Here is a 15,991-nt window from a genome sequence, read left to right as displayed (position 1 = left end):
TGGTCCCATGCCTTTCTCGCGTCGCGAACTGCTGGGGATGGGCTTGGCAGCGACGCTGCTGCCCGATTTCGCAGGGGCGGCATCGAAGCCCCGTCGTGGTGGGCGCATCCGGGTGGCGAGCGTCGCCAGCTCGACGGCGGATACGCTTGATCCGGCCAAGGGATCGCTCTCCACCGATTATGTGCGTCATTATATGGCGTATAGCGGGCTGACCCAGCTTGATCGCCAGATGCAGGCACGTCCTGGTCTGGCCGAAAGCTTTGAAAGCCGCGATCAGATGGTGTGGCGGTTCCACTTACGCAAAGGCGTGACTTTCCATAATGGGAAGAGTCTGGGCGCGGCGGATGTGGTCTATTCATTGCTGCGACACAAGGACCCGCTGACCGGTTCCAAGGTCGCGTCCATCGCCGATCAGTTTTTGGCGGTGCGGGCGGTGAGCACGCATGAGGTAGAAATCACCCTGAGCGGCCCGAATGTCGATTTGCCGATCATCCTGTCGCAATCGCATTTCCTGATCGTGCCCGCTGGCGAAAAGGCATTTCGCACCGGCAATGGCACCGGCCCGTATCGCATTGTCGATTTCAAGCCGGGGATACGCACCATTGGCCGCCGCTTTGAAAATTATTATAAGCCGGGCAAGCCCTATCTCGATGAGATCGAACTGATCGGCATCCCCGATGAGGTGAGCCGGGTGAATGCGTTGTTGTCGGGCGATGTTCATCTGATCAACGCAGTCAACGCCCGGTCGAGCAAGCGCATTTTGGCCGGTGGTCGGGGCTTGTTGGAATCGCAATCGAGTTTCTACACCAATCTGATCATGCGGCAGGACATGCTGCCGACCAGCAATCCCCATTTCGTGATGGCGATGAAGAATTTGCTGGATCGTCCGTTGATCAAACGCGCGCTGTTCCGCAATTATGCGACGATTGCCAATGATCATCCGATCCCGCCATTCCATCCTTTTTACCGGGATGATCTGCCGCAGACCGTGCTTGATCTCGATAAGGCACGCTATCATCTCCGCAAGGCCGGGCTGACCGGGGTGCGCCTGCCGATGTTTGCCGCGCCCGCCGCCGAAGGGTCGGTCGATATGGCGTCGATCCTGCAAGAATATGGCGGTCGGGTCGGGCTTAATCTCGCGGTCAATCGCGTGCCTGCCGATGGCTATTGGTCGACCCATTGGATGAAGCATCCGCTGACATTCGGGAATACCAACCCGCGCCCCACCGCCGATATGCTGTTCAGCGTATTCTACAAATCGGATGCGGCGTGGAATGAATCCGGCTGGAAAAACCCCCGGTTCGATAAATTGCTGGTCGAGGCGCGCGGCGAGGCCGATTTCGCGCGGCGCAAGCAGCTTTATGGCGAAATGCAAGGGCTGGTCCGCGACCATTGCGGCGTCGGCATCCCGGTATTTATCAGCCTGATCGATGGGTATGACAAGCGTTTGAAGGGGCTGTATCCGGTCCCGCTTGGTGGTTTCATGGGCTATACTTTTGCCGAGCATGTCTGGTGGGAGGGGTGATGTCGATCTACCGTCTGATCCTCAATCGCATCGCGTCGGCGCTGCTGACATTGTTGCTGGTGTCATTGGTGATTTTCATCATCAGCGATCTGTTGCCGGGCGATGCGGCGCAGGAAATGCTGGGGCAAAGCGCGACCCCAGAACAGGTCGCGGCGCTGCGCCATGATCTCGGGCTGGATCGTCCGGCCTATGTCCGGTTCGGCGATTGGGTCGGGGGCATTGTTTCCGGTGACCCCGGCACATCGATGGTGGCGAATATGCCGGTGGCGGAGGTGATCGCGGATCGCCTGCCGAACACGCTGCGGCTGGCGGCATTGACGGCAGCCTTTACCGTGCCTTTGTCGTTGTTGATCGGGATTTCCGCCGCGATGAACCGGGGCGGGCGGCTGGACCGGGTGTTGAGCATATCGACACTGGCGATGGTGGCGATGCCGGAATTCCTTGTCGCGACCCTTGGCGTGTTGATCTTTTCGGTCAAATTGCGACTGCTGCCGTCGATCACGATGGTCACAGCGGATCAGCCTTGGGGCGAATTTCTGCGATCCTATACCCTGCCGGTTCTGTCGTTGAGCGTGGTCGTGATTGCCCAGATGTCGCGGATGACGCGCGCGGCGGTGATTGATCAACTGAACCAGCCTTATGTCGAAATGGCGGTGCTGAAAGGTGTCGGGCCGGTGGCGATCGTGCGGCGGCATGTGCTGCCCAATGCGATTGGCCCGATCATCAATGCGATGGCGTTGAGCCTGTCTTATTTGCTCGGGGGCGCGATTATCGTGGAAACGATCTTCAATTATCCGGGGCTGGCTAGCCTGATGGTCAATGCGGTGACAAGCCGTGACACCCCGTTGTTGCAGGCCTGTGCGATGATCTTTTGTTCCGCCTATCTGCTATTGCTGCTGGCGGCCGATATTATCGCGATCCTTGCCAATCCAAGGTTGCACAACAAATGATCCGGTCACTTCCCTTATCCGGCAAGATCGGTCTTGCCACTGTCATCTTCTGGTTGCTGACGGCGATGTTCGGGCCTTTGCTGGCGCCGCATCCGGTGGGCGAATTTGTCGATATGGATGTGTTTAGCGGCATATCGTCCACTTTCCCCTTGGGCACGGATTATCTGGGCCGGGATGTGTTCAGCCGCCTGCTCTATGGCGCGCGCTATACCGTCGGGCTGGCGGCGGCGGCGGCAATGCTGGCGAGCATAACCGGTATCGGTCTGGCGCTCACCGCCGCCGTGGGTAGCCGGGTGCTGGATGAATTATTGTCACGGTTCATGGATACAATGATTTCCATTCCGTCGAAGATTTTGGCGCTGGTGCTGGTCGCGGCCTTTGGATCGTCCATTCCGTTGTTGCTGGTGATTTGCGCCTTTACCTATGTGCCGGGCAGCTATCGCATCGCGCGGTCATTGGCCGTCAATCTGGCGCAGATGGATTATGTCCAGGTGGCAAAGACCCAAGGCGAGGGGCGCTGGCATATCGGTCTGCGGGAAATTCTGCCGAACATGATCCATCCGATGCTGGCCGATTTCGGTTTGCGCTTTGTGTTCATCGTGCTGTTGCTATCGGGCCTGAGCTTCCTTGGTCTGGGCGTGCAGCCGCCGGAGGCGGATTTCGGGTCGTTGGTGCGTGAGAATATCTCCGGTCTGGCCGAAGGCGCGCCCGCGATCATCGTCCCGGCGATTGCGATTGCGACGCTGACCATCGGGGTCAACCTGCTGATCGATGCGATGCGGGGGAAAAGATGATGGCTTATCTTGAGGTCAACCATCTCTGCGTCAAAGCCGATACCGGCAAGACCATCGTTCATGATGCGAGTTTCAGCCTGAACAAGGGCGAGGTGCTGGCGTTGATCGGGGAATCCGGTTCGGGCAAGACGACGATTGCGCTGTCATTGATGGGCTATGCCCGACGCGGGACCCATATCGCGGGCGGCGATGTCCGGCTGGGTGAGGCGCATCTCAAGGATTTGCCCGCATTGCGCGGCAATCGCATCGCCTATATCGCGCAAAGCGCGGCGGCCGCGTTCAACCCGTCGCTCAATATCATGGATCAGGTGATCGAGGCCGCATTGGTCCATCGCATCATGGATCGCGCCCAGGCCGAGGCCAAGGCGATTGAGCTGTTCCACGCGCTGGCACTGCCGTTTCCCGACACCATCGGGCAGCGTTATCCCCATCAATTATCGGGTGGCCAGTTGCAGCGACTGATGGCCGCGATGGCATTCATTACCGATCCAGATCTCGTCATTCTCGATGAACCGACGACCGCGCTTGATGTCACCACACAGGTTGAGGTGCTGCGCGCGTTTAAACAGGTGGTGAAGGATCGCGGGGCGACCGCCGTTTATGTGTCGCATGATCTGGCGGTGGTCGCGCAGATGGCGGACCATATTGTCGTCCTCAACCATGGTGAGATCAAGGAGCAGGGGACGACAGCGGAGATCCTGCATGCGCCCAAGGATGATTATACCAAGCTGCTGATGGCGGCGGCGGAGCCGACAAACCGGGTGGTGGTCGATGCATTGGTCCAGCCTGTGCCATTGCTGGAAGTGCGGGGCGTGAATGCCAGCTATGGCAACCGTCCGATTTTGAAGGACATTAATTTCACGATGCAGCGCGGCGCGATGCTGGGCGTGATCGGGGAATCCGGTTCGGGTAAATCCACACTCGCCCGCGTGATTGCCGGGCTGGTCGTGCCGACATCGGGCGAGGTGCGGCTGGCGGGCGATATCTTGCCTGCGGCCTTGTCGGCGCGCGAGCAAGAGCATTTTCGTCGGGTCCAGATCGTGTTTCAAAATGCGAGCACGGCGCTCAACCCCGCGCATGATGTCGCACAAATTCTGGCAAGACCGCTCGCTTTTTATCACCAGCTCAAGGGCGAGGCGGCGCAAAAGCGGCTGTTGGCCCTGATCGACATGGTGAAATTGCCCGCATCGGTGCTGACGCGGCGCTGCACGGAATTATCGGGTGGGCAGATCCAGCGGATCAACCTTGCCCGCGCCTTGGCCGCCGAGCCGGAATTGGTGTTGTGCGATGAGGTGACGTCCGCGCTTGATACCGTGGTGGGGGCGGCGATCCTTGATCTGCTGGCCGAATTGCGGCGCGAATTGAACCTGAGCATCATGTTCATCAGCCATGATATTTCGACCGTCCGGGCGATTTGCGACGATATCATGGTGCTGTATCAAGGCGCGGTGGTGGAACATGTCCGGGGTAGCGATTTCGATCAGGTGCGCCACCATGATTATACCGAATTATTGCTGTCATCCGTGCCAGAATTGCGCGCCGGATGGCTGGAAGAAAGAAAGGCGCGAACGGCATGAACGGGCGTTTCACGCGATTGGCCGAAACGGACCGGCCCAAAGTCAATATCATCGTCGATGGCCAGCCGGTGCAGGCGATGGCGGGCGATACGTTGATGGTGGCGATGCTATCGAGCGGCACATCATTGCGTTCCGCCGAGTTCGGCCCCGAAAAGCGGGCGGGGTTTTGCCTGATGGGCGCATGTCAGGATTGCTGGGTCTGGACTGCGGATGGCGGGCGGTTGCGCGCTTGTTCGACCCCGGTTGAAAACGGCCAGCAGATCAGCACCAGCCAGCCGGAGGTCACATGGCCGAACCACGGGTAATCGCCGAACCACGGGTAATCATTGTCGGCGCTGGCCCTGCGGGCGTGCGGGCAGCGGAAGTGTTGGTCGCATCGGGCGTGCGCCCGGTCGTGATCGATGAGGGTAGGCGCGATGGCGGGCAGATTTATCGCCGCCAGCCGGAAGGATTTACCCGTGGCTATGACAGCCTGTACGGGACCGAGGCGGATCGCGCGCTTTCGCTGCACGAGACGTTCGACGGGTTGAAGGACAAGATCGATTATCGGCCAGACACTCTGGTCTGGAATATCTCGCAAGGCCGGGTGTGGACCAATGCCAATGGCCGGGTCGATGATCTTGAATATGATGCGCTGTTGCTCTGCACCGGGGCGACGGATCGGGTGATGCCGGTCAAGGGCTGGCAATATGCCGGGGTGTTCAGCCTTGGCGCATCGCAGGTCGCGCTGAAATCGCAGGCCGTGTCGATTGGTCGGCGCGTGGTATTCATGGGTTCGGGGCCGTTATTATATCTGGTGGCGAGCCAATATGTGAAGGCCGGGGCGAATGTCGTTGCCGTGCTGGATACCGCACCATTTTTCGCCCGGATCAAGGCATTGCCCAAGCTCTTGGCCGAACCGGGCGTATTGTGGAACGGCATCATGCTGACCCGGATGCTGCAAAAATCCGGGGTGCGCGTGATGACCGGGGTAAAGCCGCTCGAAATATTGGGCGAACCCGAAACGGGTGTCAGCAGTCTCCAGTTCGAGGCGGGGGGCAAGGTCCATGAGATCGCCTGCGATGCGGTCGCGATGGGGCATCATTTGCGTCCTGAAACACAATTGGCCGATCTCGCCCGTTGTGCATTTCGGTTTGATGCCGTGACACGGCAATGGCTGCCGGTGGTCGATGCGGATGGTCGTAGTTCGGTGGATGGCGTTTATCTCGCGGGCGATGGCGCGCGGATATTGGGGGCGCGTTCGGCGGAAGCCAGCGGCCAATTGGCGGCGATGACCTTGCTCTCTGACTTCGGCATTGCCGCGTCGGATCGTTGGGCGCTGCGGCAGGCGGTCGCCAATTATGCCCGCTTTGCTACAGGCTTGGCGGAAGCCTTTCCTTGGCCGCATGAACAGATTGCGGACCTTGCGGACGATGTGGTCCTATGCCGGTGCGAGGGCGTGACCGTGGGCGAGATGCGCCGGGTCGATGCGCGTGAAGCGAACCGCGCCAAGGCGTTTAACCGGGTTGGCATGGGGCGGTGTCAGGGCCGTTATTGCGGGCTGGCCGGGGCGGAAGTACTGGCGGCGGCGCGTGATCTGCCGGTGGAGGCGATTGGCCGATTGCGCGGGCAGGCACCGGTCAAGCCGATCTCGGTCGGCGTTGCGGAGGATGAGGCATGAGCCGGAGCGATGTGATTATCGTGGGCGGCGGCCTGATGGGCTGTTCTGCGGCCTTTTTCCTGCGGCAACGCGGGCGGTCGGTGACGTTGTTGGAAACCGATCTGGTCGGGCGTCAGGCGAGCGGCACCAATTTCGGCAATGTCCGCCGGCAGGGCCGGCCTATCGATCAACTGCCCTTGGCCAATCGGGCGATTGAAACCTGGCGCAAGGCCAAGGAATTGCTCGGTTCGGATGTGGAATATCTCCAGTCCGGCCATATGCGCGTCTGTTATCGCGACCGTCCGGAAAATGTCGAGAAAATGGAGCAATATGCCGCCGATGCCCGGCAGATGGGGCTGGACCTCGAAATATTGACGGGCAATGCGTTGCGCGCGCGTTTTCCCTTCCTTGGCCCGGAGGTGTTGGCCGGTTCCTATTCGCCATTGGATGGCCATGCCAATCCGCGCCTTGCCAGCCCCGCCTTTGCCCGCGCGGCCAAGCGTTTGGGGGCAGAGATCCATGAAAACACCAAGATGGTGAGCGCCGAGAAAATCGGCACGGATTGGGAAGTGCGGACAGAAGATGGCCGCATTTTTCGCGCGCCGATATTGCTGATCACCGCCGGGGCGTGGGGCGATAAAATCGCGGCCCAATTGGGCGAGCCGGTGCCATTTGCGACCTTGGCCCCGACCATGTCGGTGACCGAGCCTGTGCCTTATGCGATTGCGCCTGCGATGGGCGTGATGACGCCGGTGGAAAAGGAAACCGTCTATTTCCGGCAGGTCGCGCGCGGCAATATCATTTTGGGCGGCAGTACGCGGGCGATATCCTATCCCGATCTTTATCGTGCCTATGTCCTGCCGCAGAATACGGTCAGCCAATTACAGCAGATCCGCCGCCTTGCACCGGCATTGGGCAAGCTCAACATCATCCGGGTCTGGACCGGGATCGAAGGCTATACGCCCGATAGCCTGCCGGTGATGGGACCAAGCGGCAAGGAAAGCGGGCTGTTTTATGCGTTCGGTTTTTCCGGTTCCGGCTTCCAGATCGGGCCGGGCGTGGGCGAAACCATGGCCGAACTGATCGACACGGGGAAAACCGATATTCCGTTGGCGGGCTATGACATCCGGCGGTTCGCAAAAGCCTGAAACCGCCGGATGCGGCCTTGATCAAAACTCGATGATCAAAACTCGATCAGGGCGACCTTGGATTTGAGATTGGCCATATAGGCCTCGCGCCCCAGATCCTTGCCGATGCCGGATTGCTTGAAACCGCCGGTCGGCAAGATCATGTCATTGCTGCGGCCATAACGATTGACCCAGACAGTCCCGGCTTCCAACGCGCGGGTCGCGCGCAATGCGCGGGCGAGGTCGCCGGTATGCACGCCCGCCGCAAGGCCATAACGGCTGTCATTGGCCATGGCATAGGCCTCATCTTCTTCGCTGAACCGCTGGACAGTCAGGACCGGGCCGAAAATCTCGTCACGCACGCATTCGCTGTCGCTGGTGACGTTGGACAATAAGGTCGGGCTGTAAAAGCTGCCCTGTTGCGGCGATGGCGCGCGGCTGCCGCCGGACAGCGCCTCGGCCCCAGAGGCCAGCGCGCGCTGGACCATGCCGTCGATGCGATCAAGCTGTGGTTCGGAAATGATCGGGCCGATGGTGGCATCGCTGTTCCATGTCGGGCCGGGGCGGTGCGCTTTGAAAGCGGTAATGATCCGGTCGATAAATTGATCCGCAACGTTGTCTTGCACCAATAAGCGCGACCCGGCGACGCAGACCTGTCCGGCATTCAACGTAATCGCCTTGGCGACGATGGCCGCTGTTTTATCCAGATCGGCGGTGTCGTTGAACACGATCTGCGGGCTTTTCCCGCCCAGTTCGAGCGTCACCGGCTTTGGCCCGGTTTCGGCGCAGGCCGCCATGATCGCAGCACCCGTGCGGGTCGATCCGGTGAAGGTGACCTTGCCGACCAACGGATGGCGCACCAGCGGATCGCCAACGGCATAGCCTTCGCCCTGCACGATGTTGAACACGCCCTTGGGCAGCCCGGCCTCAATCGCGAGTTCGGCCAGCCGAATTATGCTGAAAGGCGTGAGTTCCGATGGCTTCAGCACGATGGAATTGCCCGCCGCAATCGCGGGCGCGATTTTCCATGCGGACATGACCAATGGCAGATTCCACGGCGCAATCGCGGCGACGACGCCATAAGGCTCGGTGATGGTGAACCCAAGCTTGTTCGGGGTGGTGGTCGCGACTTCGCCGCCGACCTTATCGATAAATTCAGCGAAGAAACGGATGCATTCCGCCGAATAATTGACATCCCATGCGCGGATTTCGGCGATGTTGCGGGTCGATCCCAGCGCCTCCAGCGGGGCGAGGTGATCCATGTCCGCATCGATCAAATCCGCCCAGCGCCGCATCACCCGCATCCGATCACGCGGATCGGCCTTGGCCCAGCCGCTGTGGCGATAGGCGTTGTAACTGTCATTGACGGCCTCTTCGACCTGCGCCGCGCTGGCGCAATCGAGCGTGGCATAATGAAAGCCGTCGGATGGCCGCAAGACCGGGCGCTTGGCGGCATGGCCCATGATCCGCCTGCCGCCGATGAAGTTCGACGAGGCGGCAATACGGATCATATCCGGATCGAATCCATGGCTCATGGCGGCATTCCTGTTCAATTGCCCAGCGGGCAGCGGGTAAGGGGTTGGCATCAATATACAAGAAGTGCTGCGGCATTTGCACGAATACGGGCGCAAAGGATGCGCTATTTTGTTTCGAAACGCGCGTGAAGCCAGCAGCCAATGCCAGTTTGGCTTGTCTATGCTGTGGTCGCAATGCCAAGGAGCATATATGATGGCAACGCCGATCAAGCAGGAAGTAGAGTATCGCGATATGCGGCGGGAGGATCTCGCCGCGGGCTATGCCTTGTCCAGCGAACAGAAATGGCCGCACCGTCCGGAGGATTGGGAGTTTCTTTTCCAAAATGGCCGGGGCTTGGTCGCGGTCTATCAAGGACAGGTCGTCGGTACGATCATGGCGTGGGACTTTGGCGAACACGCCTCGACGCTCGGCATGGTGATTGTTTCCAATCATTGTCAGGGCTTAGGCATTGGCCGCCGGTTGATGCGGGCGATGCTCGATATTCTTGGCGATCGTTCGGTCATGCTCAATGCGACGGCAGAAGGAATTCGCCTGTATGAAAGCGAAGGCTTTGTCGCCACGGGCATGGTGTTTCAGCATCAATCATCGACATTTTCGGTGCCAATGCCTGAATTGCTGCCCGCGCAGCGTGTCCGCCCGATGGGCGTGCGTGATCGCGAGTTGCTGACGCAGATGTTCAGCGCGGCAACGGGCATGGACCGCACTGCCTTGTTCCGCGAATTGCAGCGGGTGGGCCGGGGTGTCGTGCTGACCCGCGATAATGAGCCGGTCGGCTTTTCACTCGTGCGCCGTTTCGGGCGGGGCTATTCGATTGGCCCGACCGTCGCGCCGGATGCCTATGCCGCCAAGGAATTGATCGCGCATTGGCTGGGGCGCAAAGTTGGCAAATTCTGCCGATTGGATGTGACGGCGGATAGCGGTCTTTCGCCATGGCTGGAAGAATTGGGCCTGCCCTGTGTCGGTCAAGTGACCAATATGGTCCGTGGCAAGCCGATTACGCCTTATGGCGATGCTCGAATTTTCTCTTTGGTAAGTCAGGCGATGTGATGACAATTGCACTTAACGATAAAACCCTGTTGATCGGCCAGTCTTATGTAGCTGGCCAATGGATCGGCGCGCGCAGCGGGAAATTGATCGAAGTCGCCAACCCCGCCAATGGCGCGGTGATCGGCACGATCCCCGATTGCGGCACATCGGAAACGGCGGATGCGATTGCGGCGGCCAATGCGGCCTTTCCGGCATGGCGGGCGAAGACGGCGGGCGAACGCGCGGCGTTGCTGGAACGCTGGCATGCGCTGGTGCTGGAGAATATCATCGACCTTGGCCGGATCATGACGGCGGAGCAGGGCAAGCCGACCGCCGAAGCCGAGGGCGAAATTCGCTATGCCGCGAGCTTCATCAAATGGTTCGCGGAAGAGGGCAAAAGGGTGCAGGGCAGCATGATTCCGGCCCCGGAATCGAACCGTCGCATCCTCATCATGAAAGAGCCGATTGGCGTATCCGTGGCGATCACGCCGTGGAATTTTCCGGCGGCGATGATCACCCGCAAATGCGCGCCCGCGTTGGCGGCGGGCTGTCCGGTGGTGATCAAGCCTTCGGAACTGACCCCTTATACCGCGCTTGCGCTGGTGAAGCTGGCGGAACGGGCGGGCTTTCCGGCGGGCGTCATCAATATCGTGACCGGCCATCCGCAGGAAATCGGCGCGGAGCTGACCTCCAGCCCGGTGGTGCGGAAATTGTCCTTCACCGGGTCCACCCGCGTCGGGGCGTTGTTGATGGAACAATGCGCCCCGACGATCAAGAAGCTGAGCCTCGAACTCGGCGGCAATGCGCCGTTGATCGTGTTCGACGATGCGAATCTCGATATGGCGGTGCAAAGCGCGATGGTCAGCAAATTCCGCAATGCGGGCCAGACCTGCGTGTGCGCCAATCGTATCTTGGTGCAAGAGGGCATTTATGATGCGTTTGCGGCGAAATTGGCCAAGGCCGTATCCGAACTGAAGGTCGGGGCGGGCGATATGCCGGGTAGCAATATTGGTCCGCTGATCAATGCGGCGGCGGTCGATAAGGTCCGCAGCCATTTGGACGATGCCTTGTCGCATGGCGCATCGGTGCTGGCGCAGGCGGAAAATAATATGGCCTATCAGAATTTTGCGACGCCGGTCGTGCTGACGGGCGCGACACAGGCGATGCGCGTGGCGACGGAAGAAACCTTCGGCCCGGTCGCACCTTTGTTCCGTTTCCGCCATGACGAAGAAGGCATTGAAATGGCGAACGCCACCAATTTCGGGCTGGCGAGCTATTTCTACACCGAAAATCTGAGCCGCGCCTTCCGCACGGCGGAGCGGTTGGAGGCGGGGATGGTCGCGCTCAACACCGGCTCCATCGCGATGGAAATGGCCCCGTTCGGCGGGATCAAGCAATCCGGCCTTGGCCGCGAAGGCGGGACGATGGGGATTGATGAATATCTGGAGATCAAGGCGTTTCACATCGCCGGTCTCGATTTGTGAAATAGGGGATTGATATGACTGATAAAGCAAGAAATTATCGAATTTCCGTCATTCCCGGCGATGGTATCGGCCAAGAGGTGATGCCAGAGGGCATGCGCGTATTGGAACGCGCGGCCTCGCTTTATGGCTTTACGATTGACCAGAAATGGCATGATTTCGCCCATTGCGATTATTATCTGAAGCATGGCCAGATGATGCCCGATGACTGGAAAGAGCAGATCGGCCATCCGGATGCGATTTTCTTTGGCGCGGTCGGTTGGCCGGAAAAAGTGCCGGACCATATTTCGCTTTGGGGGTCGCTGCTGCAATTCCGGCGCGAATATGATCAATATATCAACCTGCGCCCGGCGCGGTTGATGCCGGGCGTGCCTAGCCCGCTTGCCGGGCGCGAACCGGGCAGCATCGATATGTGGATCGTGCGCGAAAATACCGAGGGTGAATATAGCTCGGTCGGCGGGCATATGTTCCCCGGCACCGACCGCGAAATCGTCATTCAGGAAACCGTGATGACGCGTTACGGCGTCGACCGCGTGCTGCGTTATGCGTTTGAACTGGCGAACCGTCGCCCCGAACGGCATCTGACCTCGGCCACCAAATCGAACGGCATCGCCATCACCATGCCCTTTTGGGATGAACGGGTGGAGGATATGGCGAAATCCTATCCCGATGTGCGCTGGGATAAATATCATATCGATATTCTGACCGCCCAATTCGTGATGAATCCGGATCGCTTCGATGTCGTGGTCGCGTCCAATCTGTTCGGCGACATATTGTCCGATCTGGGGCCAGCCTGCACCGGCACGATTGGCGTCGCGCCATCGGGCAGCATCAACCCGGAAGGCAAATTCCCGTCCTTGTTTGAACCGGTGCATGGTTCCGCCCCGGATATTGCGGGCAAGGGCATTGCCAATCCGATCGGCCAGATCTGGTCGGCGGCGATGATGCTCGAACATCTGGGCGAACAGGCCGCCGCCGATGCGATCATGCGGGCGGTGGAAATGGTGCTGGCCGAACCATTGCTTCGCACCGGCGATCTGAAGGGCGCGGGTAATACTGTGTCGTGCGGCAAGGCCGTGGCGGACGCGCTCTCCTGATTGCACAGCATTTTATGCCGCGCCCTGACTGAAAAAGGCGCAACAGGGCGCGGCAATTCTCATATGTCAGTCGAAACCTTCGTCCACCAAGGCTTAGGTTTGATGCTCAACATAGATGAGTATAGCACCCATGTCGAAACAGAGCCGTTCCCTTGTTGATATCGACCGCGATCATCTGATCCACCCGGTCACCTCGTTCCGCGAGCATGAGGCGCTGGGCGTCAAATTGCTCTCCACGGGCAAGGGCATGTGGCTGACTGATGGGGATGGGCATGAACTGCTCGATGCCTTTGCGGGCCTGTGGTGCGTCAATATCGGCTATGGGCAGGAAAGCGTGGTCGAAGCCGCCGCCGCCCAGATGCGCGCATTGCCTTATGCGACCGGCTATTTCCATTTCGGGTCCGAACCGGCGGTGCGGCTGGCGGAGCGGCTGGTGGAATTGACACCACCGGGGCTGGACCATGTGTATTTCACGCTTGGCGGTTCTGATGCGGTGGATTCGGCCATTCGCTATATCGTCCATTATTTCAATGCCATCGGTAAGCCGAGCAAGAAGCATTTCATCGCGCAGGAACGCGGTTATCATGGATCGACCGCCACGGGTTCCGGCCTGACCGGCCTGCCGGTGTTCCACCGTTTCTTCGACATGCCGACCTCGGTCCAGCATCATATTCCGCCGCCTTATGGCTATCGCTCCGATGCCGCCGATGATGCGGAATTGATCGCGCGTTCGGTCAATAGCCTTAAGGACAAGGTTGCCGCATTGGGCGGGCCGGATCAGGTCGCGGCGTTTTTCTGTGAACCGGTTGTCGGGTCCGGCGGCGTGATCGTGCCGCCCAAGGGCTGGCTGGCCGCGATGCGCCAGGCCTGCACGGAATTGGATATTTTGCTGGTGGTGGATGAAGTCATCACCGGTTTTGGCCGCACCGGCCCGATGTTTGCCTGTGAACATGACGGGGTATCGCCGGATTTGATGACCATGGCCAAGGGCTTGACCTCTGGCTATGCGCCGATGGGTGCGGTGATGATGTCGGATACGGTCTATCAGGGCATCGCCAATGGCGCGGACCCGGCGGTGCCGATTGGCCATGGTGTTACATATTCCGGCCATCCGGTGAGCGCGGCGGTCGCGCTGGAAGTGCTGCGTTTGTATACCGAGGGGGGTATTCTCGCCAATGGCCAGAAGGTCGCGGCCCGTTTTGCGGCGGGTCTTGCCGGTCTGGCCGATCATCCCTTGGTCGGCGATACGCGCGGGCAGGGGCTGTTGGGCGCGATTGAACTGGTAGCGAACAAGACCACCAAGGCCCGTTTCGATCCGACGTTGAACGTCCCGGCGCGGCTGTTTGAGACGGGCTATCGCAAAGGCGTGATTTTCCGTGCTTTTGGCGACAATATTATCGGGCTTGCGCCCGCGCTGTGCTGCGACGATAACGAGATGGACATGATTTTCGCGCGGATCCGCGAAACGTTGGACGAATTGTTGTCGTCGGCCGATATCCGCGCGGCAATCGCCTGAAGCTTGAGGAGAAGATCGGATGATGCCGGGTCCTAAGCTGGATCGTATCGATCTAAAGATTCTGGCCAAGCTGCAACAGTCTGGCCGGATCACCAATGTCGAACTCGCGGATGCGGTCGGCCTGTCGCCCAGCCCGTGCCTGACACGGGCCAAGCGGCTGGAAAAGGCCGGTTATATCACCGGCTATGGGGCCTATTTGAACCTGCACAAGCTTGGCGAGTTCCTCACGATCTTTACCGAGGTCACGCTGACCGAACATCGTATCGGCGATTTTTCCCGGTTTGAATCGAAGATCCGCAAGCTGGATGAAATCGTCGAATGCCATTTGGTGAGCGGCGGCTATGATTATCTGCTGAAATTCATGACGCGCGGCGTCGGCCATTATCAGGAAATCATCGAGGGCATGCTCGAAGGCGATTATGGCATCGAAAAATATTTCAGCTATGTTGTGATCAAATCACCGTTCATCAAGCATCATTACCCGATCCAAAACCTGTTCAGCGCCAAGGCGGCAGAGCGTGAGGCATCAGACCGGGATATATCGGAGCTGGAATAAATATATGACGCAGCACGCGGATGTCGCAGATCTGGTTGAACCCTTGGTGGCATTCCGCCGCGACATTCATCGCCACCCCGAATTGGGGTTTGCGGAACATCGCACCGCCGCCCGCATCGCCGATGCGCTGCGCGAGATCGGGCTGGAGGTGCATGAAGGGATCGGCACGACCGGGGTTGTCGGCGTGTTGAAAGTCGGGACGTCGGATCGTTCCATCGGTCTTCGCGCCGATATGGATGCCCTGCCGATGCAGGAACAGACCAACCTGCCTTATGCAAGCTGCACCCCCGGCGTATTCCATGGGTGCGGCCATGATGGCCATGTGGCGATGCTGTTGGGCGCGGCGCAATATCTGGCGCGGACCCGTGATTTCGACGGCACGGTGAACTTCATCTTCCAGCCTGCCGAAGAGGGCATGGGCGGCGCGGGGGTGATGGTCAAAGAAGGGCTGTTCGATCGTTTCCCGTGTGATCGCGTATTCGCGCTGCATAATTGGCCGGATTTGCCCGCAGGCACAATCGCGACCCGCGCTGGCCCGATCATGGGGGCGGCGGATAAATTCGCGATCACCTTGATCGGCCAAGGCGCACATGCCGCCCTGCCGCATAAATCGCCCGATGCCATTTTGGCGGCGAGCGATCTGGTCCAGCAACTGAACACAATCATTAGCCGACGTATCCCGGCGACGGAATCGGCGGTGTTGTCGGTCACGCAAATCCATGGCGGCGACACGCATAATGTCATACCTGCCGAGGTGAGGGTCAGCGGCACGGTGCGGACCTTCAATCCCGTGGTGCAGGATGTGATCGAGGCGGCAATCCGCCAGGTCATGGCGGGTGTCGCGCTGGCGCATGGCCTGACGGCGCAGATTGAATATGACCGTTATTATCCCGCGACCATCAATGATGCACAGGCCGCTGAGGATGCGCTGGCGATTGCGGCGACAGTCGGCACGGCGCTGCGCGCGCCCGATCCGGCGTTCACCTCAGAAGATTTTTCCTTCATGTTGCAGGCGCGGCCCGGTGCCTATCTCTGGCTGGGGCAGGCCAAGCATGATGGCGCACCGTCGCTGCATCATCCGGGCTATGATTTTAATGATGAGGTGATGGCGACCGGCATTCATATGCATGTCGCATTGGTGGAAACGCATCTGAGCCTGTGAGGTTG

General features: G+C 59.8%; 14 protein-coding genes. 13 read left to right on the top strand and 1 reads right to left on the bottom strand.

Translation table 11 applies throughout. The features are described from left to right. Positions 1 to 7: 7 nt before the first annotated feature. Genes K6117_RS02425 through K6117_RS02395 form a run of 7 tightly spaced genes read left to right on the top strand, consistent with a single transcriptional unit; the run spans position 8 to position 7,633 of the window. Positions 8 to 1,525: an ABC transporter substrate-binding protein gene (locus K6117_RS02425; protein ID WP_221792156.1), complete on the top strand. Its 1,518-nt coding sequence runs from the start codon at positions 8 to 10 to the stop codon at positions 1,523 to 1,525. Beyond that, complete coding sequence (locus tag K6117_RS02420; protein ID WP_221792155.1) at positions 1,525 to 2,475, top strand: ABC transporter permease; 951 nt, start codon at positions 1,525 to 1,527, stop codon at positions 2,473 to 2,475. The genes K6117_RS02425 and K6117_RS02420 overlap by 1 nt, the downstream gene beginning before the upstream one ends. Continuing rightward, positions 2,472 to 3,269 (top strand): ABC transporter permease, encoded by a 798-nt coding sequence (locus K6117_RS02415; protein WP_221792154.1) that lies wholly within the window; start codon positions 2,472 to 2,474, stop codon positions 3,267 to 3,269. Before K6117_RS02420 ends, K6117_RS02415 begins: the two co-directional genes overlap by 4 nt. Beyond that, positions 3,266 to 4,846 carry an ABC transporter ATP-binding protein gene (locus K6117_RS02410; protein ID WP_221792153.1) on the top strand — a complete coding sequence of 527 codons (1,581 nt, stop codon included), beginning with the start codon at positions 3,266 to 3,268 and terminating at the stop codon, positions 4,844 to 4,846. The genes K6117_RS02415 and K6117_RS02410 overlap by 4 nt, the downstream gene beginning before the upstream one ends. Next, a complete protein-coding gene (locus K6117_RS02405) occupies positions 4,843 to 5,151 on the top strand; it encodes a (2Fe-2S)-binding protein (RefSeq protein ID WP_221792152.1) in 309 nt (102 codons plus the stop codon). Before K6117_RS02410 ends, K6117_RS02405 begins: the two co-directional genes overlap by 4 nt. Beyond that, positions 5,133 to 6,506, top strand: coding sequence for an FAD/NAD(P)-dependent oxidoreductase (locus K6117_RS02400; protein ID WP_221792151.1), 1,374 nt, complete (start codon positions 5,133 to 5,135; stop codon positions 6,504 to 6,506). The genes K6117_RS02405 and K6117_RS02400 overlap by 19 nt, the downstream gene beginning before the upstream one ends. Continuing rightward, entirely contained in the window at positions 6,503 to 7,633 is a 1,131-nt protein-coding gene (locus K6117_RS02395) for an NAD(P)/FAD-dependent oxidoreductase (protein WP_221792150.1), read from the top strand. The genes K6117_RS02400 and K6117_RS02395 overlap by 4 nt, the downstream gene beginning before the upstream one ends. 35 nt (positions 7,634 to 7,668) lie before the next feature. Here the strand turns inward: K6117_RS02395 and K6117_RS02390 are convergent, their stop codons facing one another. Beyond that, positions 7,669 to 9,147, bottom strand: coding sequence for an aldehyde dehydrogenase family protein (locus K6117_RS02390; RefSeq protein ID WP_221792149.1), 1,479 nt, complete (start codon positions 9,145 to 9,147; stop codon positions 7,669 to 7,671). A gap of 190 nt (positions 9,148 to 9,337) precedes the next feature. On the opposite strand from K6117_RS02390, the gene K6117_RS02385 reads away from it, so the two are divergent. The 6 genes from K6117_RS02385 (at position 9,338) to K6117_RS02360 (ending at position 15,986) form a co-directional block, all read left to right on the top strand. Continuing rightward, positions 9,338 to 10,195 (top strand): GNAT family N-acetyltransferase, encoded by an 858-nt coding sequence (locus tag K6117_RS02385; RefSeq protein WP_246604767.1) that lies wholly within the window; start codon positions 9,338 to 9,340, stop codon positions 10,193 to 10,195. Next, a complete protein-coding gene (locus tag K6117_RS02380; protein ID WP_221792148.1) occupies positions 10,195 to 11,658 on the top strand; it encodes an NAD-dependent succinate-semialdehyde dehydrogenase in 1,464 nt (487 codons plus the stop codon). Before K6117_RS02385 ends, K6117_RS02380 begins: the two co-directional genes overlap by 1 nt. A gap of 14 nt (positions 11,659 to 11,672) precedes the next feature. After that, complete coding sequence (locus tag K6117_RS02375) at positions 11,673 to 12,752, top strand: tartrate dehydrogenase (protein ID WP_221792147.1); 1,080 nt, start codon at positions 11,673 to 11,675, stop codon at positions 12,750 to 12,752. Between the two features lie 115 nt (positions 12,753 to 12,867). Next, complete coding sequence (locus tag K6117_RS02370) at positions 12,868 to 14,268, top strand: aminotransferase class III-fold pyridoxal phosphate-dependent enzyme (protein WP_246604766.1); 1,401 nt, start codon at positions 12,868 to 12,870, stop codon at positions 14,266 to 14,268. Between the two features lie 19 nt (positions 14,269 to 14,287). After that, the gene (locus K6117_RS02365; protein ID WP_221792146.1) at positions 14,288 to 14,824 is read left to right on the top strand and encodes an Lrp/AsnC family transcriptional regulator; all 537 of its coding nucleotides are present in this window, start codon (positions 14,288 to 14,290) and stop codon (positions 14,822 to 14,824) included. A gap of 4 nt (positions 14,825 to 14,828) precedes the next feature. Next, positions 14,829 to 15,986 carry a M20 aminoacylase family protein gene (locus tag K6117_RS02360; protein ID WP_221792145.1) on the top strand — a complete coding sequence of 386 codons (1,158 nt, stop codon included), beginning with the start codon at positions 14,829 to 14,831 and terminating at the stop codon, positions 15,984 to 15,986. Positions 15,987 to 15,991 lie beyond the last annotated feature (5 nt).

This window comes from Alteraquisediminimonas sediminicola, from assembly GCF_019740335.1.
GTDB lineage: Bacteria > Pseudomonadota > Alphaproteobacteria > Sphingomonadales > Sphingomonadaceae > Alteraquisediminimonas > Alteraquisediminimonas sediminicola.
Note: the sequence above shows the minus strand (reverse complement) of the source record. Positions and strands in the feature narration are given on the sequence as shown.

What these genes read in the sequence shown, in the direction of transcription:
- K6117_RS02425 (WP_221792156.1), top strand. Translation starts at nt 8, where the DNA reads ATGCCTTTCTCGCGTCGCGAACTGCTGGGGATGGGCTTGGCAGCGACG.
- K6117_RS02420 (WP_221792155.1), top strand. Translation starts at nt 1,525, where the DNA reads ATGTCGATCTACCGTCTGATCCTCAATCGCATCGCGTCGGCGCTGCTG.
- K6117_RS02415 (WP_221792154.1), top strand. Translation starts at nt 2,472, where the DNA reads ATGATCCGGTCACTTCCCTTATCCGGCAAGATCGGTCTTGCCACTGTC.
- K6117_RS02410 (WP_221792153.1), top strand. Translation starts at nt 3,266, where the DNA reads ATGATGGCTTATCTTGAGGTCAACCATCTCTGCGTCAAAGCCGATACC.
- K6117_RS02405 (WP_221792152.1), top strand. Translation starts at nt 4,843, where the DNA reads ATGAACGGGCGTTTCACGCGATTGGCCGAAACGGACCGGCCCAAAGTC.
- K6117_RS02400 (WP_221792151.1), top strand. Translation starts at nt 5,133, where the DNA reads ATGGCCGAACCACGGGTAATCGCCGAACCACGGGTAATCATTGTCGGC.
- K6117_RS02395 (WP_221792150.1), top strand. Translation starts at nt 6,503, where the DNA reads ATGAGCCGGAGCGATGTGATTATCGTGGGCGGCGGCCTGATGGGCTGT.
- K6117_RS02390 (WP_221792149.1), bottom strand. Translation starts at nt 9,147, where the DNA reads ATGAGCCATGGATTCGATCCGGATATGATCCGTATTGCCGCCTCGTCG.
- K6117_RS02385 (WP_246604767.1), top strand. Translation starts at nt 9,338, where the DNA reads ATGATGGCAACGCCGATCAAGCAGGAAGTAGAGTATCGCGATATGCGG.
- K6117_RS02380 (WP_221792148.1), top strand. Translation starts at nt 10,195, where the DNA reads ATGACAATTGCACTTAACGATAAAACCCTGTTGATCGGCCAGTCTTAT.
- K6117_RS02375 (WP_221792147.1), top strand. Translation starts at nt 11,673, where the DNA reads ATGACTGATAAAGCAAGAAATTATCGAATTTCCGTCATTCCCGGCGAT.
- K6117_RS02370 (WP_246604766.1), top strand. Translation starts at nt 12,868, where the DNA reads ATGAGTATAGCACCCATGTCGAAACAGAGCCGTTCCCTTGTTGATATC.
- K6117_RS02365 (WP_221792146.1), top strand. Translation starts at nt 14,288, where the DNA reads ATGATGCCGGGTCCTAAGCTGGATCGTATCGATCTAAAGATTCTGGCC.
- K6117_RS02360 (WP_221792145.1), top strand. Translation starts at nt 14,829, where the DNA reads ATGACGCAGCACGCGGATGTCGCAGATCTGGTTGAACCCTTGGTGGCA.